This window comes from Pseudomonas sp. xss_4 (assembly GCF_043104125.1).
GTDB lineage: Bacteria > Pseudomonadota > Gammaproteobacteria > Pseudomonadales > Pseudomonadaceae > Aquipseudomonas > Aquipseudomonas parafulva_B.
Window position 1 is genome coordinate 127,760 of sequence record NZ_JBICKJ010000027.1, and the last position, 26,701, is coordinate 154,460.

The window sequence follows — 26,701 nt, forward strand, 5'->3', positions numbered from 1 at the left end:
CGCCATTAGGAGCAGGCCTGGCCTGCTCCTAATGGAGCCCGGAGTCAAACGTTCTGCCGCTCACCCTTCGGATCGAAGAACACCGAAGACACGATTTCCGCCTCGATCACGCTGCCATCGGCCTGAGGCGAGTAGACACGCTCGCCCATGCGCTTGAGGCCGCCCTTGACCACACCCATGGCGAACGAGTAGCCCAGAGAGTTGGCAGCGTAGCTGGAGGTAACGTGGCCAACCATGTCCATCGGGATGGGCTGCTTCGGATCGAACACCAGTTGAGCGCCTTCAGGCAGCCACTGGTTCGGGTCGATCGGTTTCAGGCCAACCAGCTGCTTGCGGTTTTCACGCACGCAGTCTTCACGGTTCATGCCGCGCAGGCCAATCCACGAATACGGCTTGTTGCGCCCTACGCACCAGCTCATGTTCAGGTCGTCCGGGGTCATCGAGCCGTCCGTGTCCTGGCCGACGATGATGAAGCCCTTCTCGGCACGCAACACGTGCATGGTCTCGGTGCCGTACGGGGTCAGGTTGTACTTCTTGCCTGCCTCGACGATCTGCTCCAGCACGCCCATGGCGTAGTTGGCCTGCACGTTGATTTCGTACGACAGTTCACCAGTGAACGAGATACGGAATACACGGGCCGGCACACCGCCGACGTTGCCTTCCTTCCAGGTCATGAACGGGAAGGCTTCCTTGTCCATGTCGATGTCGGTCAACTCGCTGAGCAGCTTGCGGCTGTTTGGCCCGGACAAGGTCATGGTCGCCCAGTGGTCGGTCACCGAGGTGAAGTACACCTTCAGGTCCGGCCACTCGGTCTGGTGGTACAGCTCCAGCCACTGCAACACGCGCGCCGCGCCGCCAGTGGTGGTAGTCATGATGAAGTGGTTGTCGCCGACGCAGGCGGTCACGCCGTCGTCGAACACCATGCCGTCTTCCTTGCACATCAGGCCATAGCGCGCCTTGCCCACATCGAGCTTGGTCCAGGCGTTGGTGTACACGCGGTTGAGGAACTCGCGCGAATCCGGGCCCTGAATATCGATCTTGCCCAGGGTAGAGGCGTCTAGGAAGCCGACGCTGTCACGCACGGCCTTGCATTCGCGGGCAACGGCGGCGTGAATGTCTTCACCGGCCTTGGGGAAGTACCACGGGCGCTTCCACTGGCCGACGTCCTCGAACTCGGCGCCGTTCTTCACGTGCCAGGCATGCAGGGCCGTAAAGCGCACGGGCTCGAACAAGTGCCCACAGTGACGGCCCGCCACCGCGCCGAACGTCACCGGCGTGTAGTTGGGGCGGAACATGGTGGTGCCCATTTCCGGAATGGTAATGCCCATCGAACGCGCCGCAATGGCTAGGCCGTTGATGTTGCCCAGCTTGCCCTGGTCGGTACCGAAACCCAGCGCGGTGTAGCGCTTGACGTGCTCGACCGACTCGAAGCCTTCACGGGTAGCCAGCTCGATGGCAGCGGCCGTGACGTCGTTCTGCTGATCGACGAACTGCTTCGGCGCACGGGCGGTGCCCTTGTCGTGTGGCACCTGGAACAGCGCCAGGGTGGCGTCTTCCTTGCGCGAAACGGTTTTCGGCAAGGTGCCTACGCTGGCCTTGAAACCTGCTTCGGTGGCTGCACGCACGCCGCCTTCGAAGCCGTCGGCAATGGCATCGCCCAACGGGTAGACACCGTTGATGCCGCCAACGCACTCGCGCTTTTGCGGGGCATTGCCCGGCACGAAGCCCAGGATGTCTTCACGCCATACCGGACGGCCGCCCAGGTGCGAAGCCAGGTGAACCACAGGGCTATAGCCCCCGGAGGTGGCGATCAAATCGCACTCGAGGGTTTCACCAGGGCTGGTGACCTTGTGGGCCTGCACATCGATGGCCGCCACACGAGCGCCGGTGACGTGCTTGCTGCCCTTGGCTTCGATGACGGCACTGGAAGTGAGGATACGAATACCCTTGGCGCGCGCTTCTTCGACCAGCGAGCCACGTGGGTTGTGGCGCGCATCGGCGATGGCCACCACTTGCAGCCCAGCATCGTGCCAGTCCAGCGCGGTACGGTAGGCGTGGTCGTTGTTGGTCGACAGCACCAGCTTGCGGCCAGGTGCTACGCCGTAGCGACGAACGTAGGTCGAAACGGCGCCGGCCAGCATGTTGCCCGGCACGTCGTTGTTGCCGTACACCAGCGGGCGCTCATGGGCGCCGGTGGCCAGTACGACACGTTTGGCCCGTACACGGTGCACGCGGTGGCGCACCTGACCGAGCGGAGCACGGTCGCCCAGGTGGTCGGTGAGGCGCTCATGGATGGTCAGGAAGTTGTGGTCGTGGTAGCCGTTGACCGTGGCGCGTGGCAGCAAGGTCACTTCCGGCAGGCCTTCGAGCTCCTTGATGACGCCACTGACCCATTCAGCGGCCGGCTTGCCGTCGAGGGTTTCACGGGTGTCCAGCAGGCTGCCACCGAATTCTTCCTGCTCGTCCGCCAGGATCACGCGAGCACCGCTGCGCGCAGCGGCAAGGGCCGCCGCCAGGCCCGCAGGCCCTGCACCGACGATCAGCACGTCGCAGTGCTGGTTCATGTAGTCATAGCTGTCCGGATCATTCTGCAGCGGCGCGCGGCCAAGGCCGGCTGCCTTACGGATGTACTTCTCGTACGTCATCCAGAACGACTTAGGGTACATGAAAGTTTTGTAGTAGAAGCCCGGCGGCATCATGCTGCCGCCCACCTTGCCGAGGATACCCATGACGTCATTGTTGACGTTCGGCCAGCCATTGGTGCTGGTGGCGACCAGGCCCGAATACAGGGCTTGCTGGGTGGCGCGCACGTTGGGGATCTGGGTGGCTTCGCTGGAGCCGATCTGCAAGATGGCGTTCGGCTCCTCGGTGCCTGCGGCAATGATGCCGCGCGGACGCGAGTACTTGAAGCTGCGGCCAACGATGTCGACGCCGTTGGCCAGCAGGGCCGCTGCCAGGCTGTCGCCGGCATAGCCCTGGTAAGTCTTGCCGTTGAAGGTGAAGTTCAACACCTTGCTGCGGTCGATACGGCCGCCGCTGGCGAGGCGATAGGTCTGGCTCATACGTTGACTCCCCGTTCGTTTACAGCAGCCGAGCGCGCCGGTGTGTGTTCACGGGCGCTGACTTGCGGCTTCTCGCCAATCTTGTAGGTTTCCAGGATCTCGTAGGTTTCGGTGTTACGGGTGACGTTGAAATACTGACGGCAGCCGGCAACGTGATCCCACAGTTCGTGGTGGATACCGCGCGGGTTGTCACGGTAGAACATGTACGTGCCCCACTCCTGGTCGGAGCAGGCGTTTGGGTCCAGCGGGCGGGCAATGTGCGCCTGGCCAGAGGCGTGGAACTCTTCTTCGGAGCGCAGCTCGCCGCAGTGGGGACAGAAAATATGCAACATGACGGTGTCTCCGGTTAGTGGGCGACGGCGGCAGCGCCGTGTTCGTCGATCAGGGCGCCGTTGTAGAAGCGGTCCATGGAGAACGGCGCGGCCAGTGGGTGCATCTCGCCCTTGGCCAGGCTCGCGGCGAAGACGTTGCCCGAACCTGGGGTCGCCTTGAAGCCGCCAGTACCCCATCCGCAGTTGAAGAACATGTTCTTGACCGGGGTCTTGGTGATGATCGGGCAGGCGTCCGGCGAGGTGTCGACGATGCCGCCCCATTGGCGGTTCATGCGCACACGCGAGAGGTTGGGGAACATCTCGACGATGGCCTGCAAGGTGTGCTCGATCACCGGATAAGAACCACGCTGGCCGTAGCCGACCCAGCTGTCGATACCCGCACCGATCACCAGGTCACCTTTGTCCGATTGGCTGATGTAGCCGTGCACGGCGTTGGACATGATGACGCTGTCGATGATGGGCTTGATCGGTTCGGAAACCAGTGCCTGCAAGGGGTGCGATTCGAGCGGCAGGCGGAAGCCGGCCAGCTTGGCCATGTGGCCGGAGTTACCTGCCGTGACCACGCCCACGCGCTTGGCGCCGATGAAGCCCTTGTTGGTTTCCACGCCGATGACCGCGCCATTTTCCTTGCGGAAACCCGTCACTTCGGTCTGCTGGATCAAATCCACGCCCAGGGCGTCGGCGGCACGGGCGTAACCCCAGGCCACGGCATCGTGACGGGCAACGCCGCCACGGCGCTGTACGGTAGCACCCAGGATTGGGTAACGGGTGTTCTTGGAGCAGTCCAGGTACGGAATCTCGGCCGCGACCTGGGCGGTGTTGAGCAGCTCGCCATCGACGCCGTTGAGGCGGTTGGCGCTGACCCGGCGCTCGGAGTCACGCATGTCCTGCAGGGTATGGCACAGGTTGTACACACCGCGCTGGGAAAACATGACGTTGTAGTTGAGGTCCTGGGACAGGCCCTCCCACAGCTTCATGGCGTGCTCGTAGAGGTGGGCCGACTCGTCCCACAGGTAGTTGGAGCGCACGATGGTGGTGTTACGGGCGGTGTTGCCGCCGCCCAGGTAACCTTTTTCGATCACCGCGACATTGGTGATGCCGTGTTCCTTGGCCAGGTAGTAGGCCGTGGCCAGACCGTGGCCACCACCGCCGACGATGACCACGTCGTACACCTTCTTCGGTGTCGGCGTACGCCACATGCGCTGCCAGTTCTCGTGGTGGCTGAGGGAGTGCTTGAGAAGGCCGAAGCCCGAGTAACGTTGCATGGTATGGGACTCCACTCAGCGGTAAACAGGGAAATCTGCGCACAGCGCCGCGACATTGCTGGCCACATCGGCTTCGACGTCAGCGTCACCGAGGTTGTCGAGCACGTCGCAGATCCAGCCGGCCAGGGCCACGCATTGGGCGACCTTGAAGCCACGGGTGGTGACCGCTGGGGTGCCGATGCGCAGGCCCGAGGTCACGAACGGCGATTGCGGGTCGTTGGGGACGGCGTTCTTGTTGACGGTGATATGCGCGCGGCCCAGGGCAGCGTCGGCATCTTTGCCCGTCAGGCCCTGGCGAATCAGGCTGACCAGGAACAGGTGGTTGTCGGTGCCACCGGAAACCACGTCATAGCCGCGTTCGATGAACACCTGCGCCATGGCCTGGGCGTTTTCGATGACCTGCTTCTGGTAGCTCTTGAACTCAGGCTCAAGCGCTTCCTTGAAGCACACCGCCTTGCCGGCGATTACGTGCATCAGCGGGCCGCCTTGGGCGCCCGGGAAGACGGCAGCGTTGAGTTTCTTCTCGATCTCTTCGTTCGACTTGGCCAGGATCAGGCCGCCACGCGGGCCGCGCAAGGTCTTGTGGGTGGTGGTGGTCACCACGTCCGCGAACGGGATCGGGTTCGGGTAAAGGCCCGCAGCGACCAGGCCGGCCACGTGGGCCATGTCCACGAACAACAGCGCCCCGACCTTGTCGGCGATGGCGCGAAAACGCGGGAAGTCCAGGGTTTTGGAGTAGGCCGAGAAGCCCGCGACAATCATTCTGGGCTTGTGCTCGACCGCCAGTCGCTCGACTTCGTCGTAGTCGATCAGGCCGGTATCGGTGTCGATGCCGTACTGCACGGCGTTGTACAGCTTGCCCGAAGACGACACCTTGGCGCCGTGGGTCAGGTGGCCCCCGTGGGCCAGGCTCATGCCTAGAATGGTGTCGCCGGGCTGCAGCAACGCCAGGTATACAGCGCTGTTGGCCGAGGAGCCGGAGTGCGGCTGGACGTTGGCATAGTCGGCACCGAACAGCTGCTTGGCGCGCTCGATGGCCAGCACTTCGACCTTGTCGACATGCTCGCAGCCACCGTAGTAGCGCTTGCCTGGGTAGCCTTCGGCGTATTTGTTGGTCAGGCCGCTGCCTTGGGCCTGCATCACGCGCTTGGACGTGTAGTTCTCCGAGGCGATCAGCTCGATGTGGTCTTCCTGACGCTGCTCTTCGGCACTCATCGCCGCCAGCAGTGCATCGTCGTAACCTTGAATCTGGTCTTGCTTGCTGAACATCTTGTATCTCCCGGCAGCGATCATTTTTTGTTCGGAGGGTTCACTTTGACCCTTTGTGGCGATGGTAGGGCTGGCCGGGGTGTGCCAGATGCCTGCGCACGCCTTGCAATGGCGCGTTTACGACATTGGTCAGCGTCCCGATCACACTGACCACACGTACGGCTTGCGTTGGGGGGCGCTGGCCTGAACACCCGCCAGGCCACGGCCCGTTTCTTCATCGGGCCAAGCTCACTGACCTGACGCTTCGGCAAGCCTGCCTGGATCTGGATACAGCGAAGCCCGTGAACAAGTGCGCTTGAAACGCATGGGTATCGGGGTTGTATAGTCAACCGCTGAATCGATGGTTTAGAGTGCTGTCCTGCGTCGTTCACAGGACAGTGTCATGACAGATAAGAGCCAACAATTCGCCAGCGACAACTATTCCGGCATCTGCCCGGAAGCCTGGTCTGCGATGGAAAAAGCCAACCACGGCCACGACCGCGCCTACGGCGACGATCAATGGACGGCGCGCGCCTCGGAATACTTTCGGGCCTTGTTCGAAACCGACTGCGAAGTGTTCTTCGCCTTCAACGGCACCGCCGCCAACTCGCTGGCCCTGGCCTCGCTGTGCCAGAGCTACCACAGCGTGATCTGCTCGGAGACCGCGCATGTCGAAACAGACGAGTGCGGCGCCCCGGAATTTTTCTCCAATGGCTCTAAGCTGCTTACCGCCCCAAGTACCAACGGCAAGCTCACCCCCGAGTCGATCCGCGAAGTGGCGCTCAAGCGCCAGGACATTCACTATCCAAAGCCCCGCGTGGTCACGCTCACGCAAGCCACGGAAGTCGGCACCGTCTACCGCCCCGACGAACTCAAGGCGATCAGCGCCACCTGTAAGGAATTGGGCCTTAACTTGCACATGGACGGCGCGCGCTTTACCAATGCTTGCGCTTTCCTGGGCTGCAGCCCGGCCGAACTGACCTGGAAAGCCGGCGTCGACGTATTGTGTTTTGGCGGCACCAAGAACGGCATGGCCGTCGGGGAAGCCATCCTGTTCTTCAACCGGCAGTTGGCCGAAGACTTCGACTACCGTTGCAAGCAAGCCGGGCAATTGGCTTCGAAGATGCGGTTTCTGTCTGCGCCTTGGGTCGGGATACTCGAAGACGGCGCCTGGATGCGGCACGGCAAGCATGCCAACCACTGCGCCCAATTATTGGCATCACTGGTGAGTGATTTGCCAGGCATCGAGCTGATGTTCCCAGTGGAAGCCAACGGGGTGTTCCTGCAAATGCCCGAACCGGTGATCGAGGCCTTGCGAGGCAAGGGCTGGCGCTTCTATACCTTCATCGGCAGCGGCGGTGCGCGGTTCATGTGTTCCTGGGACACTGAAGAAGAACGTGTGCGCGAGCTGGCGGCAGACATCCGGGCCATCGCCGGCACTTGATACTTCTGCCAGTCGGCTTCACCTGAAACTCAGTCATCGAGCAACTGGGGGAAACCGTGAAGCGTGGGGGCGAGGTTAGCCGCTCCCCACTTGGCTTGGCCAACGACCTGTCACTGCTCGGCCATGGTCCGAACGATCGCGTCAACGGTGGCGTCGATCTGCGCCTGGGTCCGTGCAAGCGTCTGCTGATGCTCCTTCTGCAGTTCTACCTGCTTCGAACACAGGTTCAAGGCTGCCAGCACCAGCAGCTTGTCGCCGATCAACGTCGGATACGAACGCTTGGTCTCGGCCAGGGCCGTGTTCAACATACGCACCGCGTGCGCCAAGGTTTCTTCCTGGCCTTCGGGCGCCTTGATCGAATAGTCGTTGCCAAGAATCGACACGACATTGATCGGCTGCGCTTGCAGGTTCATGCGTTGACGACACCCGCGCTGGCACGCTCGACCAACGCCTGGATACGGGCAGCGGTGGCGCCGTTCTTTTCTTCCTGCTCCATCAAGGACAGCTGCAGGGTTTCGTTCTCTTCGTTTGCCTGGGCCAGTTGCTGACCGAGTGCGTTGTTCTGCTCGGTGAGTTGAGCGTTCTTTTGCATCAGGTCGCTGACCAGTTGCTCGAGTTGATTGAGGGAAGCTTCAAGCATGGGTCTATCTCAGGTTGTTGCGAGGGGCGCACACGATAAAGAAAACCGTTGCCCATCGCCATTAAATATCGGATTCACAAGGTTTCTACCCCGCACATTGACAGGGTAACCCCCCTCTTGTTCCGACCTGAGTCAACCATCGGTCAGTCAAACACAGGGAGCTGCACAGCAGCCCCCCCTGACAGATCCAAGGCCGTGCCAGAAACTCAGTAGTCGATGCGCACATCCCCTTTCGGCACGCTGCAGCACGACAGGATGTACCCCTCGGCTTCATCTTCCTCGGTGATACCGCCGTTGTGCTCCATTTCGACTTCGCCACCCAGCTTGAGCACCTTGCAGGTACCGCAAATGCCCATGCCGCAAGCTTTCGGGATCATCAGGCCGACCTTGGCCGCTGCAGCGTGCACGGTTTCGCCGGGGGCGATGCGGATGCTCTTCTCGCTGCCGATGAACTCAACCAGGTTGAGGTCGGCGGCGTCCACTTCAGGTGCCTCGGCGGCCGCTTCGGCGTGTTCGACCGCATCGGCCTTGGCTTCGGCTGGCGTCGCCCCGAACGACTCCTCGTGGTAATTGTTCATGTCGAAGCCGACAGCCTCGAGCATGCGCTTGACCGCCGTCATGTAAGGGGTCGGGCCACAGCAGAACACCACACGCTCCATGTAGTCCGGCGCGATCAGCTCCATCAGCCGTTGGTTCAGGTAGCCACGGTAGCCCGCCCAAGGCTCGCCCAGGCCATGCTTCTCGCAGATGATGTGCAGGCTGAAATTGGGCACGCGGGACGCCATCTGCTTCAGTTCGCGATGGTAGATGATGTCCTTGGGTGAACGGGCACTGTGAACGAAGACCATGTCGACATTGGCGTTGGTGTCATAGAACCAGCGGGCCATGGACATGACCGGGGTGATGCCCACGCCGCCAGACAGGTACAGCACCTTGGCGCCTGGAAAATCGATGGCGTTGAACAGCCCCACAGGTCCGTGTACCGGCAGCTCGGCACCTTCGTGCATGGTGTCATGCAGGAAGTTGGACACCAGTCCGCCGGGTACGCGCTTGACCGTGATGGAGAAGCTGTAGGGCACCGATGGCGAGCTGGATATGGTGTAGGAACGCATCACCGGCTTGCCTTCGATTTCCAGCTCCAGGGTCACGAATTGCCCGGGCTTGAAGAAGAACATGATCGGCTGGTCTGCCATGAAGCAGAAGGTGCGCACGTCCCAGGTCTCCTGGATGACCTTGACGCAGCGCACGATGTGGCGGCCGTTGGCCCAGGTCTGGGTAGTGACCGGATTGAGGAAGGTTTCGGACATGTTCATCTCCAGCAGCCGACAGTTGGCCTTTTTATGGCTCGGATGATGCTCAAGCTTGCGACCTTGAACATTCCTGCCAGCGACATCGGCGTACTTATCGCGACCAGCCCCGCACGACAAGGGTTGCGGCGTCGTAATTCAAATCGGCCATGTCGCCCATGGATACGGTTCACGCCGCCTTCGGACGCACACTCCACCGCAAAACAACACGCTGTTCATGGTTAACAGCCTTGCGGCACCACAACAACGATTAGCCACCTTTTGCCGGCCGCACACGGCCCCGAGGAATACACGATGGACGTCACCGCAACCCTGAGCCTGGGCGATCCACTTGAACCTGCACGCAAGGCGACTGCCCAGATGCTGCAGAACCGCGAGCGCACCTACTCGCTGCCCCAGCCGTTCTACACCGACGAGCGTCTGTTCCAGATCGACATGCAGGAGATTTTCCACAAGGAGTGGCTGATCGCCGGCATGACCTGCGAGATCCCGGCGAAGGGCAATTACCTCACGCTGCAGATCGGCAAGAACCCGATCATTGTAGTGCGTGGTACCGAGGGCAAGGTGCATGCGTTTCACAACGTGTGCCGTCACCGCGGCTCGCGCCTGTGCGTCAGCGAAAAAGGCAAGGTGGCCAAGCTGGTGTGCCCTTACCACCAGTGGACCTACGAGCTGGACGGCCGCCTGCTGTTCGCCGGCACCGAAATGGGCGCCGACTTCGACATGAACCAGTACGGCCTCAAGCCTGTGAACGTGAAGGTCGCTGGCGGCTACATCTTCATCAGCCTGGCGGAAAACCCACCAGCCATCGACGAGTTCCTGGCCACCCTTGACCACTATATGGAACCGTACGACATGGAAAATGCCAAGGTGGCGGTGCAGACCACCTTGATGGAAAAGGCCAACTGGAAGCTGGTGCTGGAAAACAACCGTGAATGCTATCACTGCAATGGCTCGCACCCGGAGCTGCTGCAGACCCTGCTGGAATGGGACGACACCAACGACCCACGCGCCAGCCAGGAATTCAAGGACCACGTGGCCGCCTCTGCTGCCGCCTGGGAAGCCGAGAAGATCCCGTACCTGCACAAGAGCCACGGCCTGCGTAACCGTATCGTGCGCATGCCGCTGCTCAAGGGCACGGTCTCGATGACCATGGACGGCAAGCAGGCCTGCCAGAAGCTGATGGGCCGCATCAAGAACCCAGACCTGGGCTCGATGCGCATCCTGCACCTGCCGCACTCCTGGAACCACTGCATGGGCGATCACATGATCGTGTTCACCGTGTGGCCGATCAGCGCCCAGGAAACCATGGTCACCACCAAGTGGCTGGTGCACAAGGATGCCGTCGAAGGCGTGGACTACAACCCTGAGAACATGCGAAAGGTGTGGGACGCCACCAACGACCAGGACCGCCGCCTGGCAGAAGAGAACCAGCGAGGCATCAATTCCACGGCATACCAGCCTGGGCCTTACTCGAAGACCTACGAGTTTGGCGTGGTGAATTTCATTGACTGGTACAGCGGGCGCTTGCTGAACAACTTGGGGGCGGAGCCTGCTCCGTACTTGAAGGAAGTGCTAGCTCAGTAGTCATCAGATGGAGCAGTAGCGCGCTCTGCCTTTCACCGGCAGAGCGTGCTTAGCCTCGTGGCATTCTTAACGCTAGCTCTGCACGTCATAGGGGCGAGTACCCCAGGACCTTATCTTGGCCGCAGCTGATATGAACCCACGGCCAACAGTGGATAGCATCTCGTCCACCATCGTGACATCCATCAGCGTCTCGAAGGCTACTGTGGGAATTTCTCGCGGGTTAGCCCGCAAATAACCGACTACCTCGCGAGCAGCCGCAAAGTTACCGATCGAGCCGCCGCTCAGATTCGTGACTGCGTTCACGACGCCCAGTACATCCGTGGCCGATTGAAAAGTGGCAGTTGCACCTGTGAACGCGGCAGTGAGCTGACCCGCCACCCCTGCGCTTCCAGTGATGAAGAATTGCTGGTTTGCAACCCTGGAAGCCTGCGTCAACTCCGTATGATTGAGCGGACTTTCTCTGCTTGCATTGGTGCTTGCAGCCTTGAATGCGCTTCTACGCCCAACAACGTTCCTGGCGGTTCGCATCAATGAACCGAAGAGCGTTGCGCCGCTGGATGCAACACCAATGGTTCTGAGCAGAGCGCTCCAGAAAGCGCCATCCGGATCGTGGCGATTGACGGGATCACCACCGCAGTACCCGTATGCATTGATACCCCCCTTGCCAAATGGGCTCAGCGAGTCCGGGCTGGTGAAGCGCCCCAGCCTGGGACTGTAGAAACGACGACCGTTTCCTAGCGGATACTTAGCCGTCAGCGCATCCCTGAACTCACCACAGAACCCTATGCAGGTGGCCTGTGCCAAGCACCGGGCACCGTAGGGTGTGTAGGCAAGTGGCTTGCGGTGACTTTTTCCCGATACAGAATAAAGTCGGTCGGTGCTATCCAGAAGGGTCGCCATGATCACTCTGACTCGCTTGGCATACGCGTAGAGTAAGTGAGGATGCGGTGCTTGCGAACTGGCAGAAATGACAGGTAGTGAACGGCGCGTATCGTTCATTGTGAGAGCGGGCGAACCCGCGTTCACTGCCAGCTACTGCGCTGGATGCCTCGCGGGTTCAGTCATGTGGCATGCCCGTCAGCGCAGCACGCCTTCCTCCACCAATAGTTTCATGATGGCTTCAGCGCCTTCCTGCGGCGTAACGTCCTTCAGCACCTTGCCCCCGCCCCCACTGGCCTTGGCCGTTGCGGCCTTCATCCGGTCAGCGCCGCTCTTGGCCTTGATAACCTTCAAGCGCTTGGGCCGTGGACGCGCCGGCTGAAGGGCCTCTTCGCCCAACAGCTCATCCTCCACCACCTGTACGTCCTGCGCCGCCAGCACACCACGGCGCGCTGGCCCGAAGGCGCTTTGACGCGGCTTTGGCGCGGCGTTATCCACTGTCGCCACCATGGGTAGGCGTACTTTCAAACGCCGGCGCTGACCGCGCGGTAGCGCCTGCAACACCTGGGCAGTACCGTTCTCGATGGATTCCACCTCGGCCAGCCCCACCACCAACGGCCAGCCAAGTTTTTCGGCGAGCAGGAACGGCAGCATGCCCGACCCCTCCCCCGTCTCGGCCTGGCTGCCGGTAAGTACCAGTTGCGCACCGGCACCGCGCAGGTAATCGCCTAGTACTCCCAGCACATCGGCGCCTGCGGGTTGCTCAAGCACATCCAAATGTTCCAGGCCCATCCCCAGGTAACCGCGCAACGCTTCCTCACGGGGATCCCCTGCGTGCACGACTTGCAGGTCTTCGCCGGCCAGTTGCAGGCCCAACTCGACTGCCCGCGAGTCCTGCTCGGCGCGCCGCGTGCGACCGGAGCTTGGATGCGCACCGATCGAAACCAGGCTGATGACTTTCGTACTCATGCTCGTGCCCTTATGCCGCGTCACGCTGGGCGCCGTTGCGGAACTGCTCCACAGCGTCGATCAGTGCCTGAAGAATCGCCGCGCTGTCGCCAATCACCGACAGGTCGGCCCGTTTGATCATGTCGCAACCCGGATCCATGTTGATCGCCACCACTTTGTCGCACGCACCGATGCCCTGCAGGTGCTGGATCGCGCCAGAGATACCCACCGCCATGTACACCCGAGCCGTTACCCACGTACCCGTGGCGCCGACCTGGCGATCACGCGGCATGTGGCCATCATCCACCGCCACCCGCGATGCACCTTGGGTCGCGCCCAGTGCCGTGGTCGCCTTGTGGAACAAGGCCCAGTCCTTGACCCCGTTACCGCCGGATACGATGAACTCGGCTTCGGCCATGGCGATCTTGGCCGGGTCGACGGCCACCGAGCCCAGGTCCTCGATGCGCGAGATACTGCGCGCCACACTGCCGGACAACTCGACCGGTAAAGCCTCGTGACGGGTTTCGCTGACAGGCTCTGCACATTCGGCCGCAGCCAGGATCAGGCGTGGCAGCGCGCGTTGCATGTCTTGCTGGCCCGCACCGGCGCGGCCGATGCACTGCCCATCCTTGACCTGCCAGACGCGTGTTGCCGGGCGCTCGCCCAGCGCAGCACCCAGGCGTCGGCCGAGCTCGCCACCGCCGGTGCGGCTGTCTGGCAGCAGCCAGTGGCGCGGAGCGAACTGGTTGTCGACAGCGCGCAGGCCCTGCACCAACTGCTCCGGTGCATACCCTTGATACGCCTCGCCTTCGATGACCAGCAAGCGGTCCACACCTGCGCCGGCAAAGTTGGTTTCCTTGTGCTCGCCGAACACGATTGCCAGTACCGCACCGTCACTGCCCGCCAGCCCATGGGCTAGGCCCAGCAGGTCGCGGTCATGGCTACCCAGGCGCCCGCCGATCATGTCCGGTACTACGGCAATGTAGAACGCAGGCTCTGGCACCTGGTGCAGCGGCAACTGCACTTCGACCGCAGCGCTACGGCGTGCGCCACCACTGGTGCCCTGCTGGGCCCCCGAGCGGTCGATGCGCTTGAGCCCATTGGGGCCGATGAAGCCCGCTGCACTGGCGTGAGGGTTCTTGCGCACGAGGCCGTTGGGCCCCATCCAGCTGGTCTGTTGCGTCTGCATGGCTGCATGCAGCGGATGCAGGCGGTTACGGGCGATCCACTCGGCGCGAGGGTCGCGGCGGATGATGTCGCTCATCAATGCACCTCCGCAGGTTCACGTTTGGATTTCGCAGGCTTGGCAGCCGCTGGCTGGGCCTCTTCCTCGATCAGTACATCGGCCACCAGTTCGGCCAGGTCCTTGATCAGCGGCCGTGGCTCTACTACCCCTTCAAGCATGGCCGTGCACTGCGGGCAGCCCACGGCAACCACTTCGGCTTCGGTGGTGCGGATGTCGTCCATGCGCATGTCGGGAATACGCTGTTTGCCAGGGATGTCAGTGATCGGCGCACCGCCTCCCCCGCCACAGCAGCGTGAGCGAAAGCCCGAGCGCTCCATTTCGCGAACTTCGATTCCCAGCGCGCGGAGCACCTCGCGAGGCGCCTCGTACTCGCCGTTGTAGCGGCCCAGGTAGCACGGATCGTGGTAGGTGACGCTGCCGCCCTTGTGCTGCCCCAGGTTGAGTTTGTTGGCGCCAATCAGCTCGGCAATGTAGGTGCTGTGGTGCTGCACCTGGTAGTTGCCGCCCAGTGCGCCGTATTCATTCTTGAGCACATGGAAGCTGTGCGGGTCGCAGGTGACGATGCGCTGGAACTTGTACTTGGCCAGGGTCTGGATATTGCGTTTGGCCAGTTGCTGGAACGTCGCTTCGTCACCCAGGCGGCGCGCCACGTCGCCGCTGTCGCGCTCCTCCAGGCCCAGCACGGCGAAGTCCACACCCGAAGCCTTGAGTACCTTGACGAACGAACGCAGCGTGCGCTGGTTGCGCATGTCGAACGCGCCGTCGCCCACCCAGAACAGCACCTCGGTGCTCTTCACCTCCGACAGCAGCTTGAGGTTCAGGTCGGCAGCCCAGTTCATGCGGCCACCCGGTGCGAAACCACCGGGGTTGTCAGTGGCAATCAGGTTGTCGAGCACTTCGGCACCCTTGTTCGGGGTGGCGCCCTTTTCCAGGGTGAGGTGGCGGCGCATATCGACGATGGCATCGACGTGCTCGATCATCATCGGGCACTCTTCAACGCAGGCGCGGCAAGTGGTGCACGACCAAAGTGTCTCGGCATCCACCAGGCCGTTGACGATCGGCTGGTGCGGATGGCCACCATGCTCGCCAATCGGCTTGCCGGGGTAAGGGCTGCCGGCGAACTTGGCGTCAGTGCCACCGGCCAGGCCGATGACCATGTCCTGAATGAGTTTTTTCGGGTTCAACGGCTGCCCAGCGGCGAAGGCCGGGCACATGGCCTCGCACTTGCCGCATTGCACGCAGGCATCAAAGCCCAGCAGCTGGTTCCAGGTGAAGTCCACCGGCTTTTCCACGCCAAGCGGCGCACGTGGGTCTTCCAGGTCCAACGGCTTGAGGCCGGTCGAGCGGCCGCCACCGAAACGCTCGGCGCGCCGGTGCCAGGCCAGGTGCAGGGCACCGGCGAAGGCGTGCTTCATGGGCCCGCCCCAGGTCATGCCGAAGAAGAGCTCCGACACGCCCCACAGCACGCCCAGGCCCAGAATGCCGACCATCACCCAGCCGCCCGTGTTGGCCGGCAGAATACCGGCCACCGGCAAGGTGGCGATGAAGAAGCTGGCAGCAAATACCAGCAGGCTCTTGGGCAGGCGCATCCACGGGCCCTTGGACAGGCGCGAAGGCGGGTTCAGGCGGCGCTTGAAGACGAAGATGGCGCCGGTGAACATGACCACCGTGGCCAGCAGCAAGGCGTAACCCAGGACCTTGCTCTGCAGGCCGAAACCGTGCACCAGGATCGCCAGCAGCGCCGAGAGCACGAAACCACCAGCGGTGGCCACGTGGGTGTTGGACATGTACTTGTCGCGCTCGACCACATGGTGCAGGTCCACCAGGTAGCGGCGCGGCATGGCCAGCAGGCCGCCGACCAGGTCCACCTTGGAGGGCCGGCCACGGCGCCACATGTTCACACGGCGCAGCGCACCGAGCACGGCAAGCCCGAGCGCGGCGAACAGCAGGATGGGTAGAAGGGTGTTCAACATGGGAAGCTCCCACAACAGCTAGATTCTTGCGCCACCCCGAAGGCCAGCGCGGGCCCCTGTAGGGGCGGCCTGTTGCCGCGAAAGGGCTGCGAAGCGGCCCCAGCATCCGTGGTACTGATCAAATGCTGGGGCCGCTTCGCAGCCCTTTCGCGGCGCAAGGCCGCTCCTACAGGGGGGCCAGTCCCGCTTTCAGAAAGGCGGTGCGATCAGAAGTCCTTGCACAGCCGCAAGGCATCGTAGATCGCCGCATGCACGTTACGCTGGGCCACACAGTCGCCGATGCGGTACAGCAGGTAGCCTTCGCCTGGCTGGCTCAGGATCGGCTGTGGCTTGATGGCGAACAGCGCCTCCACGTCGATCTGGCCCTTGTTGCGCGAGCCGTCCTTGAGGGCGTAGTACAGCTGCTCGTCCGGACGCACGCCGTTTTCCACCACCACCTGATCGACCACCCGCTCTTCCTTGGCACCGGTGTACTCGTTCTCCAGCACAGCGACCAGCTTGTCGCCCTCGCGGTAGACTTTCTCCAGCATCATGTCCCCGGTCATGATCACTTCCTTGGGGTACATGCTGCGGTAGTAGGTCGGGAAGGTCGTACCGCCCATGGCCACACCCGGCTTGATGTCGTCGGTGACGATCTCGACCTGGCTGCCCTTGTCAGCAATGAAGTCGGCCACCGACATGCCGGTGAACTCGCAGATGGTGTCGTACACCAGCACGTTCTTGCCCGGCGCGACCTTGCCGTCGAGCACGTCCCAGCTGCTGACCACCAGCCCTTCTGCTGCACCCCAATGTTCGTTCTGCTCCAGGAACGAATGCCCGCCCACGGCCAGCACGATGATGTCCGGGCGCAGATCCTGGATGGTGTCCACATCGGCCGCAGTGCCCAGGCGCAGGTCCACCTTCAGGCGGGCCAGCTCCAATTGGTACCAGCGGGTAATGCCAGCAATCTGGTCACGTTGCGGCGCCTTGGCCGCGATGGTGATCTGGCCACCGATCTGGTCGCGTTTTTCGAACAGGGTCACATCGTGGCCACGCTCGGCGGCCACGCGCGCCGCCTCCATGCCGGCAGGGCCGGCACCGACGATGACCACCTTGCGCTTGGCGCCGGTGGTCTTCTCGATGATGTGCGGCACACCCATGTACTCACGGGAGGTCGCGGCGTTCTGGATGCACAGCACGTCCAGGCCTTGGTACTGGCGGTCGATGCAGTAGTTGGCGCCGACGCACTGCTTGATCTGGTCGATCTGGCCCATCTTGATCTTGGCGATCAGGTGCGGGTCGGCCATGTGTGCACGGGTCATGCCGACCATGTCCACATAACCACCTTCGAGAATCCGGGTAGCCTGGTTTGGGTCCTTGATGTTCTGCGCGTGCAGGACCGGGACCTTGACCACTTCCTTGATGCCAGCTGCCAAATGTAGGAACGGCTCTGGCGGGTAGCTCATGTTCGGAATGACGTTGGCCAGGGTGTTGTGGGTATCGCAACCCGAGCCCACCACACCGATGAAGTCGAGCATGCCGGTGCCATCGTAGTAGGCAGCGATCTGCTTCATGTCTTCGTGGCTGAGGCCATCGGGGTGGAACTCGTCGCCGCAGATACGCATGCCCACGCAGAAGTCGTCGCCCACTTCGGCACGCACGGCCTTGAGTACTTCCAGGCCGAACTTCATGCGGCCTTCGAAGCTGCCGCCCCACTCGTCGGTACGCTTGTTGACGCGCGGGCTCCAGAACTGGTCTATCATGTGCTGGTGAACCGCCGACAGCTCGACGCCATCGAGGCCACCTTCCTTGGCACGGCGGGCCGCCTGCGCATAGTTACCGATCACACGCCAGATCTCTTCCACCTCGATGGTCTTGCAGGTGGCGCGGTGCACCGGTTCGCGGATGCCCGAGGGCGACATCAGGGTCGGCCAGTTGAAGCCATCCCAGCGCGAACGACGACCCATGTGGGTAATCTGGATCATGATCTTGGCGCCATGCTTGTGCATGGCGTCGGCCAGGTTCTGGAAGTGCGGAATGATACGGTCGGTGGACAGGTTGACCGACGACCACCATTCCTGCGGACTGTCGATGGCCACCACGGACGAGCCGCCGCAGATGGCCAAGCCGATGCCACCCTTGGCCTTCTCTTCGTAATACTTCACATAGCGGTCGGTCGTCATGCCGCCGTCAGTGGCGTAGACCTCGGCGTGCGCGGTGCTGAGCACGCGGTTGCGGACGGTCAGTTTGCCGATCTGGATCGGCTGGAACATTGCTTCGAATGCCATGACGCTATCTCCGGCTTACAACGGCTTCGTTACGAACAGGCCATCTTCGTGGCCTTCTTCCGACCCGCCATATACCTGCTCGGCAACAGTGCGGATCGAGCTGCCGCGGGCAGCGAGAATCTGGTCCATGGCACCGGCGAACCAGCCAGTGAACATGTAGTCGACCTTGCGGCCGCACTTGCCATAGACATAGACGAAAGCCGAGTGCTTGAGCTTGACGCTGCACGTGCCCTTGTCCAGATCGATGTCCTGAATCTCGAACAGCCCCCAGCCGCGCTGGCTCAGGCGTTTCATGTAGTGCTCAAAGACCGCGACCCCTTCCAGGCCATGGCACTCGGCTTCCTTCTCGCACCAGTGCCACGCCGACTTGTAACCGGCCTTGTAGAGAATTTCGGCGTACTTGTCGGCGCCCAGGACCTCTTCGATGCCCATGTGGTTGTTGACGAAGAAATGGCGTGGCACGTACAGCATCGGCAAGGCGTCGCTGGTCCAGACACCGGTCTCGCTGTCGACTTCGATTGGCAATTGCGGGGCGATCTTGGCCATGGAAACTCAACTCCAGAAAAAATTTTTATTGGGTTGCCCCGGCGTTGCTGGCAGGGGCTTGAAGCTTGGAGAGCGGCTTATTCGCCCCAGACGTCTTTCAACACGTTGACCCAGTTCTCGCCCATGATCTTGCGAACCACGCGCTCGGAGTGGCCACGTTTGAGCAAAGTCTCGGTGAGGTTGGGGAACTCGCCCACGGTACGAATGCCCAGTGGGTTGATGATCTTGCCGAAGTTGGTCAGGCGACGGGCGTAGCCCTTGTCGTGGGTGAGGTATTCGAAGAATTCCTTGCCGTGACCTTGGGTGAAGTCGGTACCGATGCCGATGGCATCTTCACCCACGATGTTCATGGTGTACTCGATGGCCTCGGCATAATCGTCGATGGTCGAGTCGATCCCCTTGGCCAGGAACGGTGCAAACATGGTCACGCCAACGAAACCACCGTGGTCGGCGATGAACTTCAGTTCCTCATCGGACTTGTTGCGAGGGTGCTCCTTGAGGCCCGATGGCAAGCAGTGGGAGTAGCACACCGGCTTTTTCGATTCGAGGATGACTTCCTCGGAGGTTTTGGACCCGACGTGGGACAAGTCGCACATGATGCCGACGCGGTTCATTTCGGCAACGATCTCGCGACCGAAGCCTGACAGGCCGCCGTCGCGCTCGTAGCAGCCGGTGCCCACCAGGTTCTGGGTGTTGTAGCACATCTGCACGATGCCCACGCCCAGCTGCTTGAACACCTCCACGTAACCGATCTGATCTTCGAAGGCATGGGCGTTCTGGAAGCCGAAGAGGATACCGGTCTTGCCCAGTTCCTTGGCCTTGCGAATATCGGCGGTGGTGCGCACGGGCATCACCAGGTCGCTGTTCTCGCGGATAAGCTTCTGGCTGGCGGCGATCTGGTCGACGGTGGCCTTGAAACCTTCCCAAACCGACACGGTGCAGTTGGCGGCGGTAAGGCCACCTTTGCGCATATCCTCGAACAGCTCGCGGTTCCACTTGGCGATGATCAGGCCATCGATGACGATGCTGTCGGCGTGTAATTCGGCTGGGCTCATCAGGCGTCCCCTTTTATTGAATGGGCTGGCGCCAAACCTTGTGCCGGCGCTTTGGGGCCAGCATATGCCTGTGCCCCGAGGCGCCCCGATGCAAAAACGACAGGGGGTTTGCCGAAAGCGTCAATGCGCGACAACGCGCGCTCTGGCGCGGTCTGTGGCGATGAGACACAGTCTCGATAACGACCATGGAGGGTCCTTTGATGAACAATTTGCCCAGGTGATACCGTACGCGCCGAGAGTGCGCGAGAATCGTCGGCATTCGTCAGTCGATGGAGGAAACAGCGAATGAAAGCGATGGCAGCAGTGGTACTGCTGGCGGTGGCGGCAGCAGCCCAGGCCGGTGAGGAGGAAAATACCCCATGCGATAACGTCGAGACAGAGGCGCAAGCCCATGCCTGCGCAGCGTTCAACAAGCAAGCTTCCGAACGGGAGCTAAAATCGGCCTATGACGAACTTCTCCAGCGCATTCACGACGCGTTTGACGACAAAGGCGGCATTGCAGCAACGATGATCGAGCGCTTGAAACAGGCTCAGGGGCTATGGACGCAGCTTCGCGATGCCGATTGCAAGGCGGAAACCTTCGCCCTGCCCACCAACGGCAAGGCTTACCAGGCAGCCTGGGACACCTGCGTCGCGCAGCGCACTGATGACCGGTCCGAATACCTGCAATCGATTCTGCAACAGTAGAGTAGGACTGCCTGGTTAGGAAAAGTTTGCGGCTTATTCATCAAGCTGGCTCGTATCAAAGTGAGTGCCAAGTGCCCTTATCCAAGGCGCTTCACCCACTTAACAGGAGTCGCAGATATGACCGTGAACCTCACGAAAACCGACATGGACAGTGCCATCGCTGCCTTGAAGAAAGAAGGCGAAGAGCGGGCCGTCATGGTGGCAAACACTGTGTGCATCTTCGCACCAGACGTACCGGCCAGCGTCGCTGAAGACGTGCTGGACGGCATGCGCCTGATGAACCTGTCGGCGAACAAGAAGTTCGACAAGGAAACGCAGCAGCGCGAGTGGTACAACTTCTACAATGATGGGCTCGGCAAGTTCGGCTGGACGCTGACCGGCGCCGCCCATGTGGAAGAGGCGGTCGACAAGGACACCCATACCCTGGCAACCCTGGTGCCAGAAATCGTCTCGGTGCAGATTGGCCACAACCATCGTCTGAACCGCTGCGTCAAACGCTCTTTCGAAGTGATCGTCAAGACACCCAAGGCCCAGCAGTTGCTGGAAGAAAGCGCCGCGAGCGTTTCCGGTAAATCCAGCACCGTGCAGATTTCGACCTGCGAAATGTCGCCACAGGGGCTGCCGATCATGCACATGACCAGTGTTCAACTGAGCTACGACAAAGCCGAGAAGACTGCCGGCGCCACTGGCCGCACCCTCGACAAGTCCAATACCCGTGTGTATCGCGCCTCGCAGCAGGGTTCCTTCAGCATCCGCCACTTCAATGCCATGCGCGAAGCGGTCAGGCTGAAACTGGCCAGCCAGGCCGTCGATATTCTGGCCCTGGACATCTGAACAAGCCCTGGCGCCGCGCTGCGGCGCCAAGCTTCCCTGTTTGCCGAAGGCCTATCTAATGCCCATGGAAGTTGTCAGCCACCCTTACGAGGACCTGCAGGGCTGCCTGCGCGTGGCGCAGTTGGAAGCCAACCTTGTCCACAATCAACACCTGGACAGCCAACGCTGGTTCGAGCATTTTCTAACCAACCTGGAGCGCTACGGCGCCTTGTTATTCGAGCGGACCACCAGAACAATACCGTACGTGCCCACCGAGGCAGTTTTCGAAGACATCTTCTCAGGTTGGATCCCCGCTCCCCAAGGCAAGAATCTCAAGTTCCAACGTGTGGGCAACGACATTCTGCAGGGACTGAAGCAGCCAGACCCGGCCTTGTTGAAGATTCGATCGGCAAGCTCACACATGCTCATCGACTTCGACACTGACGAGGCGGCACGGCCCGTGGCCATCGTTCTGCACATGGCCTGCTCGACCAACCCAGATACGAGTCGAACCAAGGCGTTGCTTGAACTGGATCACTTGGGTATCCGGCTTGTCGATGAATACGCAGCGCTGTACAGAGACTGCGTAGAACGACGTCTCGAAGCGCATAGCAGCATCGATCACCTCTAATTCGGTGGAGACGACTTCACGAACTTGCGCTCTTCGCGTGGGCAGCACCCGAAGCGGCGCTTGTAACGTCGGGTAAAGTACGACGGCAGTTCAAAACCGCATGCCACGCTGACCTGGGTGATCGTCATCTGGGTCTGGCGCAGCAACTGGCGAGCCTTGTCCAGGCGCAGGCCAAGGTAAAAACCGCTGGGCGTATCGTTGAGATGCAACCTGAACAGGCGCTCCATCTGACGACGCGTGATCATCACGCGCGCGGCCAATTCTGTTGTACCAAGCGGGTGTTCGGTATGCTTTTCCATCTCTGTGATCACCTGCACCAGCTTGCGGTTGCTGATGCCATAGCGTGCAGCAATCTGCATGCGCTGATGATCTTGGCGCGGTCGAATACGGCTCAACACGAACTGCTCGGAAACTTGCACAGCGAGCTCGGCGCCATGGGCCTGGGCGATCAGATCGAGCATCAAGTCGATCGAAGCGGTCCCGCCCGCACAGGTGATGCGTTGCCGGTCAATTTCGAACAGCTCCTGGGTGGCATGCAGGCTGGGATAGTTTTCCCTGAACGCATCCAGCGCCTCCCAATGCACGGTCGCACGATGACCATCGAGCAAGCCTGCCTCGGCCAGCACCACAGCGCCGGTATCGATACCGCCTAGCATGACGCCCTCGTGAGCCAGGCGGCGCAGGCTTTGCTGAAGCTTTGGGGCGTAGCAGCCCAGGGGTTCGAAGCCTGCCACGATCAGCAATGTACTGCAGGGCGTTTGCGCGCCCAACGCTGCATCGGCATTGACTGACATGCCGTTGCTGGCGTTCACGGCGCTCCCATCCAGGCTCAATACCTGCCAGTGGTATGCCTGGGCTTTGAACCTGTTGGCCACGCGCAGGGGCTCCAGGGCACTGATGAACCCCATGGCAGAGAAACCGGGCAACAACAGAAAGTGGATGATCCGCGCCATGGCATGCTCCAGCGAACAGGTCGCCTGCGTGCAAATGTTGGTCGCCGGCGTGCGATTTTCAATAGTGCCACCAGCGTAGCGTGTTCACACGGTCCGCAGAGGCCGCCCCCATAAAAATATGCACTGCCGATGGAGAGCCACCATGCACAGCTTGATCCGCCGCAGCCTGTTGACCTTGGCCCTGACCAGCCTTGCTACCCCCTCGCTTTACGCCGCCGATGCCGCTGCTTGCAAGAATGTCCGTCTGGGCGTGGTCAACTGGACCGATGTGATCGCGACCAGCGCCATCGCCCAGGCTTTGTTCGATGGCCTGGGTTACACCACCAAGCAAACCAGCGCGTCGCAGCAGATCATCTTCGCTGGCATTCGCGACAAACGCCTGGACATGTTCCTGGGCTACTGGAACCCGATCATGACCCAGACCATCACCCCCTTCATCGATGCCGGGCAGGTCAAAGTCATGGACAAGGCCAGCCTCGAAGATGCCCGGGCCACCTTGGCAGTGCCCAAATACCTGGCCGACAAGGGGCTGCGCACCTTCGCCGACATCCATAAATTCGAGAAGGAGCTTGGAGGCAAGCTCTATGGCATCGAGCCGGGTTCGGGCGCCAACACCCAAATCAAGGCCATGATTGCCAAGAACCAGTTCGGCCTGGGCAAATTCCAGCTGGTCGAGTCCAGCGAAGCGGGCATGCTGGCCGCCGTGGACCGGGCAGTACGGCGCAAGGAAGCCGTGGTGTTCTTCGGCTGGACCCCACACCCCATGAACGTGAACATCGACATGGTGTACCTCGGGGACAGCCAGGACGCGCTCGGCCCGGACGAAGGCCGCGCGACGGTGTGGACCGTCACCGCACCCGATTATGCAGCGCGCTGCCCCAATGCCAACCGCCTGCTGGCCAACCTGAGTTTCAGCGCCGAAGACGAGAGCCGCATGATGCAGCCATTGCTCGATCACAAGGACCCGCTGGAATCGGCGCGCCAATGGCTCAAGGACCACCCCGAGGACAAGGCCCGCTGGCTTGAGGGTGTAACCACCTTCGATGGCAAACCGGCCGCCGACAATCTCAAGCTTACCGCCAACTGAAACCGCCCCATCACCGACAAACCAGCCCCTACAGATCCACGGACACCAAGGTTCGTCCAGAACCTTGCAGGGGTCGGCTTGCCGGCGAAAAGCCCACAACAGATCGCACAGGATCCCCCATGAACCACGACGTCATCATTACGTGCGCCCTGACCGGCGCCGGCGACACTGCCTCAAAAAGCCATCTGGTCCCCGTCACGCCGAAGCAGATCGCTGCAGCGGCCGTGGAAGCCGCCAAGGCCGGCGCCACAGTGGTCCACTGCCACGTACGCGACCCGCAGACGGGGCGCTTCAGCCGTGATGTCGCCCTGTATCGCGAAGTCATGGAGCGCATTCGCGAAGCCGACGTGGACATCATCGTCAACCTCACTGCCGGCATGGGCGGCGACCTGGAAATCGGGCCCGATGAAAACCCCATGGCATTCGGGCAGGGCACTGACCTGATCGGCCCGCTCGAACGCCTGGCCCACGTCGAGGCGTTATTACCGGAAATCTGCACCCTGGACTGCGGCACCCTCAATTTCGGTGACGGCAATTCCATCTACGTTTCCACGCCCGCGCAACTACGCGCCGGTGCCCGGCGCATTACGGAGCTGGGGGTCAAGGCAGAGCTGGAAATTTTCGATACCGGCCACCTGTGGTTCGCCAAGCAAATGATGAAGGAAGGGCTGCTCGACAACCCCTTGTTCCAGCTGTGCCTGGGAATACCGTGGGGCGCACCGGCTGACACCACCACCATGAAAGCTATGGTCGATAACCTGCCCGCCGATGTCACCTGGGCCGGCTTTGGCATCGGCCGCATGCAGATGCCCATGGCCGCGCAGGCCGTGTTGCTCGGCGGTAACGTGCGAGTCGGCCTGGAAGACAACCTGTACCTGGACCGTGGCGTACTGGCGAGCAACGGCCAGTTGGTCGAGCGCGCGGTAGAGATCATTTCGCGCCTGGGTGCCCGTGTCCTGAGCCCCGCAGAAGGCCGGGCAAAGATGAACCTGAACCGTCGCTGATCGCTTCTGGAGACCTGCATGACCTTCATCACTGACATCAAGACATTTGCCGCGTTGGGCAGCGGCGTGATCGGCAGCGGCTGGGTTGCACGCGCCCTCGCCCATGGCCTGGACGTGATCGCCTGGGACCCGGCGCCAGGCGCCGAACAGGCCCTGCGCAAACGCATCGCCAACGCCTGGCCTGCCTTGGAGAACCAGGGCCTTGCGCCAGGCGCATCGCAAGCCCGCCTGACCTTTGTCGATACCGTTGAAACGTGCGTGCGCGAGGCTGATTTCATCCAGGAAAGCGCGCCTGAGCGGCTGGACCTGAAGCTCGATTTGCATGCACGGATCAGCGCCGCTGCCAAACCCGATGCAATTATTGCCAGCAGCACGTCGGGCTTGTTGCCCAGCGAGTTCTACGCCTCGGCCGTTCACCCTGAGCGCTGTGTGGTAGGCCATCCTTTCAACCCGGTGTACCTGCTGCCATTGGTCGAGATCGTCGGCGGCAAGCAGACTGCGCCGCAGGCCATCGAGGCGGCCAGCACTGTTTATACCGCCCTTGGCATGCGGCCACTGCACGTACGCAAGGAAGTCCCCGGTTTCATCGCCGACCGGTTACTCGAAGCGCTGTGGCGCGAGGCGCTGCACCTGGTCAACGACGGGGTCGCCACCACGGGTGAAATCGACGACGCCATCCGTTTTGGCGCGGGCCTGCGCTGGTCGTTCATGGGCACCTTCCTGACCTACACCCTGGCCGGTGGCGATGCCGGCATGCGTCACTTCATGTCGCAATTCGGGCCGGCACTGAAGCTGCCGTGGACCTACCTGCCGGCGCCTGAGCTGACCGACAAACTGATCGACGATGTGGTGGAGGGTACGTCGCAGCAACTGGGTGATCGCAGCATCGCCGCGCTGGAACGCTACCGGGATGACACGCTGCTGGCGGTGCTGGAAGCGGTGACCACCAGCAAGGCCAACCATGGCATGTCGTTCAGCGACTGAGGAGAGCACGATGCCTGCATTGATCACCTACCGGACCCAAGTGCTGGAAGACTGGGTCGATTACAACGGTCACCTGCGTGATGCGTTCTACCTGCTGATATTCAGCTACGCCACCGACGCGCTGATGGAGCGCATTGGGCTGGATGCCGAAAGCCGTGGGCAGGGTGGCAACTCTCTGTTCACGCTCGAGGCGCACATCAACTACTTGCACGAGGTAAAGCTCGGCACCGAGGTGTGGGTGCAGACGCACATCGTCGGTTTTGACCGCAAGCGCCTGCATGTCTACCACAGCCTGCACCGCGCGGGGTTTGGAGATCCATTGGCGGCGAGCGAACAGATGCTGCTGCATGTGGACCTCGCGGGGCCGAAATCCGCACCCTTCAGTCAGCGCAGCAGCGCTGCCCTGGCCGCCACCCTCAATGCTCAGGGGCCTGTACCGGCCAACGCCTATACCGGGCGGGTGATCCGCCTTCCAGCGAACGGCTAGGGTCTTGCGAGCGATTGAAAATGGATAGGTGATCTGCAAAAAAATAACCCCGGAAAGCCGTGAGCATCCGGGGCCAAGAGCGAGCAACATCCACTGTGCACGAGTGAGGGTGACCAAACCCTCCGTAGCGGTAGATGACTAGAGTGTGCGCAGTTCCTGGGCAGCGGATTTAGCCGGAAACGACCTGTTCATAGCCAAAGCGGCCACTCTGCCCTTTCGAGGTTGCGAGCATGACGGCGGCGCCACAGAATCGGTC

24 protein-coding genes are annotated in these 26,701 nt (G+C 61.8%); 9 read left to right on the plus strand and 15 right to left on the minus strand.

Features of this window, described 5'->3' with window-relative positions; translation table 11 throughout:
• Positions 1-44 precede the first annotated feature (44 nt).
• Genes ACF8GB_RS05535 through ACF8GB_RS05550 form a run of 4 tightly spaced genes read right to left on the minus strand, consistent with a single transcriptional unit; the run spans position 45 to position 5,928 of the window.
• Positions 45-3,062, minus strand: a complete 3,018-nt coding sequence (locus ACF8GB_RS05535) for a sarcosine oxidase subunit alpha (protein ID WP_058638085.1) — start codon at positions 3,060-3,062, stop codon at positions 45-47.
• Complete coding sequence (locus ACF8GB_RS05540) at positions 3,059-3,394, minus strand: sarcosine oxidase subunit delta (protein WP_027913567.1); 336 nt, start codon at positions 3,392-3,394, stop codon at positions 3,059-3,061. Before ACF8GB_RS05540 ends, ACF8GB_RS05535 begins: the two co-directional genes overlap by 4 nt.
• Before the next feature lie 14 nt (positions 3,395-3,408).
• The gene (locus ACF8GB_RS05545; RefSeq protein WP_023532460.1) at positions 3,409-4,659 is read right to left on the minus strand and encodes a sarcosine oxidase subunit beta family protein; all 1,251 of its coding nucleotides are present in this window, start codon (positions 4,657-4,659) and stop codon (positions 3,409-3,411) included.
• Positions 4,660-4,674: 15 nt separating this feature from the next.
• Positions 4,675-5,928 (minus strand): serine hydroxymethyltransferase, encoded by a 1,254-nt coding sequence (locus tag ACF8GB_RS05550; protein ID WP_392515420.1) that lies wholly within the window; start codon positions 5,926-5,928, stop codon positions 4,675-4,677.
• 382 nt (positions 5,929-6,310) lie between these two features.
• Here ACF8GB_RS05550 and ACF8GB_RS05555 point away from each other — a divergent pair, with 382 nt between their 5' ends.
• Positions 6,311-7,351, plus strand: coding sequence for a low specificity L-threonine aldolase (locus tag ACF8GB_RS05555; RefSeq protein ID WP_078479259.1), 1,041 nt, complete (start codon positions 6,311-6,313; stop codon positions 7,349-7,351).
• 110 nt (positions 7,352-7,461) lie between these two features.
• On the opposite strand, the gene ACF8GB_RS05560 is transcribed toward ACF8GB_RS05555, so the two are convergent.
• The 3 genes from ACF8GB_RS05560 to gbcB all read right to left on the minus strand — a co-directional run bounded on the left by ACF8GB_RS05560 (position 7,462) and on the right by gbcB (position 9,298).
• Complete coding sequence (locus ACF8GB_RS05560; RefSeq protein ID WP_196185548.1) at positions 7,462-7,764, minus strand: cell division protein ZapA; 303 nt, start codon at positions 7,762-7,764, stop codon at positions 7,462-7,464.
• A complete protein-coding gene (locus ACF8GB_RS05565; protein ID WP_100852392.1) occupies positions 7,761-7,991 on the minus strand; it encodes a hypothetical protein in 231 nt (76 codons plus the stop codon). Before ACF8GB_RS05565 ends, ACF8GB_RS05560 begins: the two co-directional genes overlap by 4 nt.
• Positions 7,992-8,197: 206 nt before the next feature.
• Complete coding sequence (gene gbcB, locus ACF8GB_RS05570; protein ID WP_392526690.1) at positions 8,198-9,298, minus strand: glycine-betaine demethylase subunit GbcB; 1,101 nt, start codon at positions 9,296-9,298, stop codon at positions 8,198-8,200.
• A 294-nt stretch (positions 9,299-9,592) separates the two neighbouring features.
• Here gbcB and gbcA point away from each other — a divergent pair, with 294 nt between their 5' ends.
• Complete coding sequence (gene gbcA, locus ACF8GB_RS05575) at positions 9,593-10,885, plus strand: glycine-betaine demethylase subunit GbcA (RefSeq protein ID WP_058638090.1); 1,293 nt, start codon at positions 9,593-9,595, stop codon at positions 10,883-10,885.
• Positions 10,886-10,957: 72 nt separating this feature from the next.
• Here the strand turns inward: gbcA and ACF8GB_RS05580 are convergent, their stop codons facing one another.
• The 7 genes from ACF8GB_RS05580 to ACF8GB_RS05610 form a co-directional block, all read right to left on the minus strand.
• Positions 10,958-11,785: an RHS repeat-associated core domain-containing protein gene (locus ACF8GB_RS05580; RefSeq protein WP_078479462.1), complete on the minus strand. Its 828-nt coding sequence runs from the start codon at positions 11,783-11,785 to the stop codon at positions 10,958-10,960.
• A 177-nt stretch (positions 11,786-11,962) separates the two neighbouring features.
• Complete coding sequence (locus ACF8GB_RS05585) at positions 11,963-12,733, minus strand: electron transfer flavoprotein subunit beta (RefSeq protein ID WP_058638091.1); 771 nt, start codon at positions 12,731-12,733, stop codon at positions 11,963-11,965.
• Between the two features lie 10 nt (positions 12,734-12,743).
• Positions 12,744-13,976 (minus strand): electron transfer flavoprotein subunit alpha/FixB family protein, encoded by a 1,233-nt coding sequence (locus ACF8GB_RS05590; protein WP_058602964.1) that lies wholly within the window; start codon positions 13,974-13,976, stop codon positions 12,744-12,746.
• Complete coding sequence (gene dgcB, locus ACF8GB_RS05595; RefSeq protein WP_058638092.1) at positions 13,976-15,931, minus strand: dimethylglycine demethylation protein DgcB; 1,956 nt, start codon at positions 15,929-15,931, stop codon at positions 13,976-13,978. Before dgcB ends, ACF8GB_RS05590 begins: the two co-directional genes overlap by 1 nt.
• 206 nt (positions 15,932-16,137) lie before the next feature.
• Complete coding sequence (dgcA, locus tag ACF8GB_RS05600; RefSeq protein ID WP_027913555.1) at positions 16,138-18,198, minus strand: dimethylglycine demethylation protein DgcA; 2,061 nt, start codon at positions 18,196-18,198, stop codon at positions 16,138-16,140.
• A gap of 15 nt (positions 18,199-18,213) precedes the next feature.
• On the minus strand, positions 18,214-18,744 hold the full coding sequence (locus ACF8GB_RS05605) for a DUF5943 domain-containing protein (RefSeq protein WP_013970507.1): 531 nt from the start codon (positions 18,742-18,744) through the stop codon (positions 18,214-18,216).
• A 77-nt stretch (positions 18,745-18,821) separates the two neighbouring features.
• Positions 18,822-19,799 (minus strand): dipeptidase, encoded by a 978-nt coding sequence (locus tag ACF8GB_RS05610; RefSeq protein WP_023532386.1) that lies wholly within the window; start codon positions 19,797-19,799, stop codon positions 18,822-18,824.
• A 285-nt stretch (positions 19,800-20,084) separates the two neighbouring features.
• Between ACF8GB_RS05610 and ACF8GB_RS05615 the strand changes: the two genes are divergently transcribed.
• The 3 genes from ACF8GB_RS05615 to ACF8GB_RS05625 all read left to right on the plus strand — a co-directional run bounded on the left by ACF8GB_RS05615 (position 20,085) and on the right by ACF8GB_RS05625 (position 21,930).
• Positions 20,085-20,486: a lysozyme inhibitor LprI family protein gene (locus ACF8GB_RS05615; protein ID WP_392475083.1), complete on the plus strand. Its 402-nt coding sequence runs from the start codon at positions 20,085-20,087 to the stop codon at positions 20,484-20,486.
• Positions 20,487-20,603: 117 nt separating this feature from the next.
• Positions 20,604-21,320 carry a hypothetical protein gene (locus ACF8GB_RS05620; RefSeq protein WP_078479264.1) on the plus strand — a complete coding sequence of 239 codons (717 nt, stop codon included), beginning with the start codon at positions 20,604-20,606 and terminating at the stop codon, positions 21,318-21,320.
• A 58-nt stretch (positions 21,321-21,378) separates the two neighbouring features.
• Positions 21,379-21,930: a hypothetical protein gene (locus tag ACF8GB_RS05625; protein ID WP_058638096.1), complete on the plus strand. Its 552-nt coding sequence runs from the start codon at positions 21,379-21,381 to the stop codon at positions 21,928-21,930.
• Here the strand turns inward: ACF8GB_RS05625 and ACF8GB_RS05630 are convergent.
• A complete protein-coding gene (locus ACF8GB_RS05630; RefSeq protein ID WP_196126245.1) occupies positions 21,927-22,883 on the minus strand; it encodes a GlxA family transcriptional regulator in 957 nt (318 codons plus the stop codon). The two genes, ACF8GB_RS05625 and ACF8GB_RS05630, sit on opposite strands and share 4 nt — an antisense overlap.
• A 142-nt stretch (positions 22,884-23,025) precedes the next feature.
• Here ACF8GB_RS05630 and choX point away from each other — a divergent pair, with 142 nt between their 5' ends.
• The 4 genes from choX to ACF8GB_RS05650 all read left to right on the plus strand — a co-directional run bounded on the left by choX (position 23,026) and on the right by ACF8GB_RS05650 (position 26,445).
• On the plus strand, positions 23,026-23,970 hold the full coding sequence (gene choX / locus ACF8GB_RS05635; RefSeq protein WP_058638098.1) for a choline ABC transporter substrate-binding protein: 945 nt from the start codon (positions 23,026-23,028) through the stop codon (positions 23,968-23,970).
• 119 nt (positions 23,971-24,089) lie between these two features.
• Positions 24,090-24,974, plus strand: a complete 885-nt coding sequence (locus ACF8GB_RS05640) for a 3-keto-5-aminohexanoate cleavage protein (RefSeq protein ID WP_058638099.1) — start codon at positions 24,090-24,092, stop codon at positions 24,972-24,974.
• A gap of 18 nt (positions 24,975-24,992) precedes the next feature.
• Complete coding sequence (locus ACF8GB_RS05645; protein WP_392526693.1) at positions 24,993-25,958, plus strand: L-carnitine dehydrogenase; 966 nt, start codon at positions 24,993-24,995, stop codon at positions 25,956-25,958.
• Positions 25,959-25,968: 10 nt separating this feature from the next.
• Positions 25,969-26,445: a thioesterase family protein gene (locus tag ACF8GB_RS05650; protein ID WP_058638101.1), complete on the plus strand. Its 477-nt coding sequence runs from the start codon at positions 25,969-25,971 to the stop codon at positions 26,443-26,445.
• The last annotated feature ends 256 nt before the right edge of the window (positions 26,446-26,701 follow it).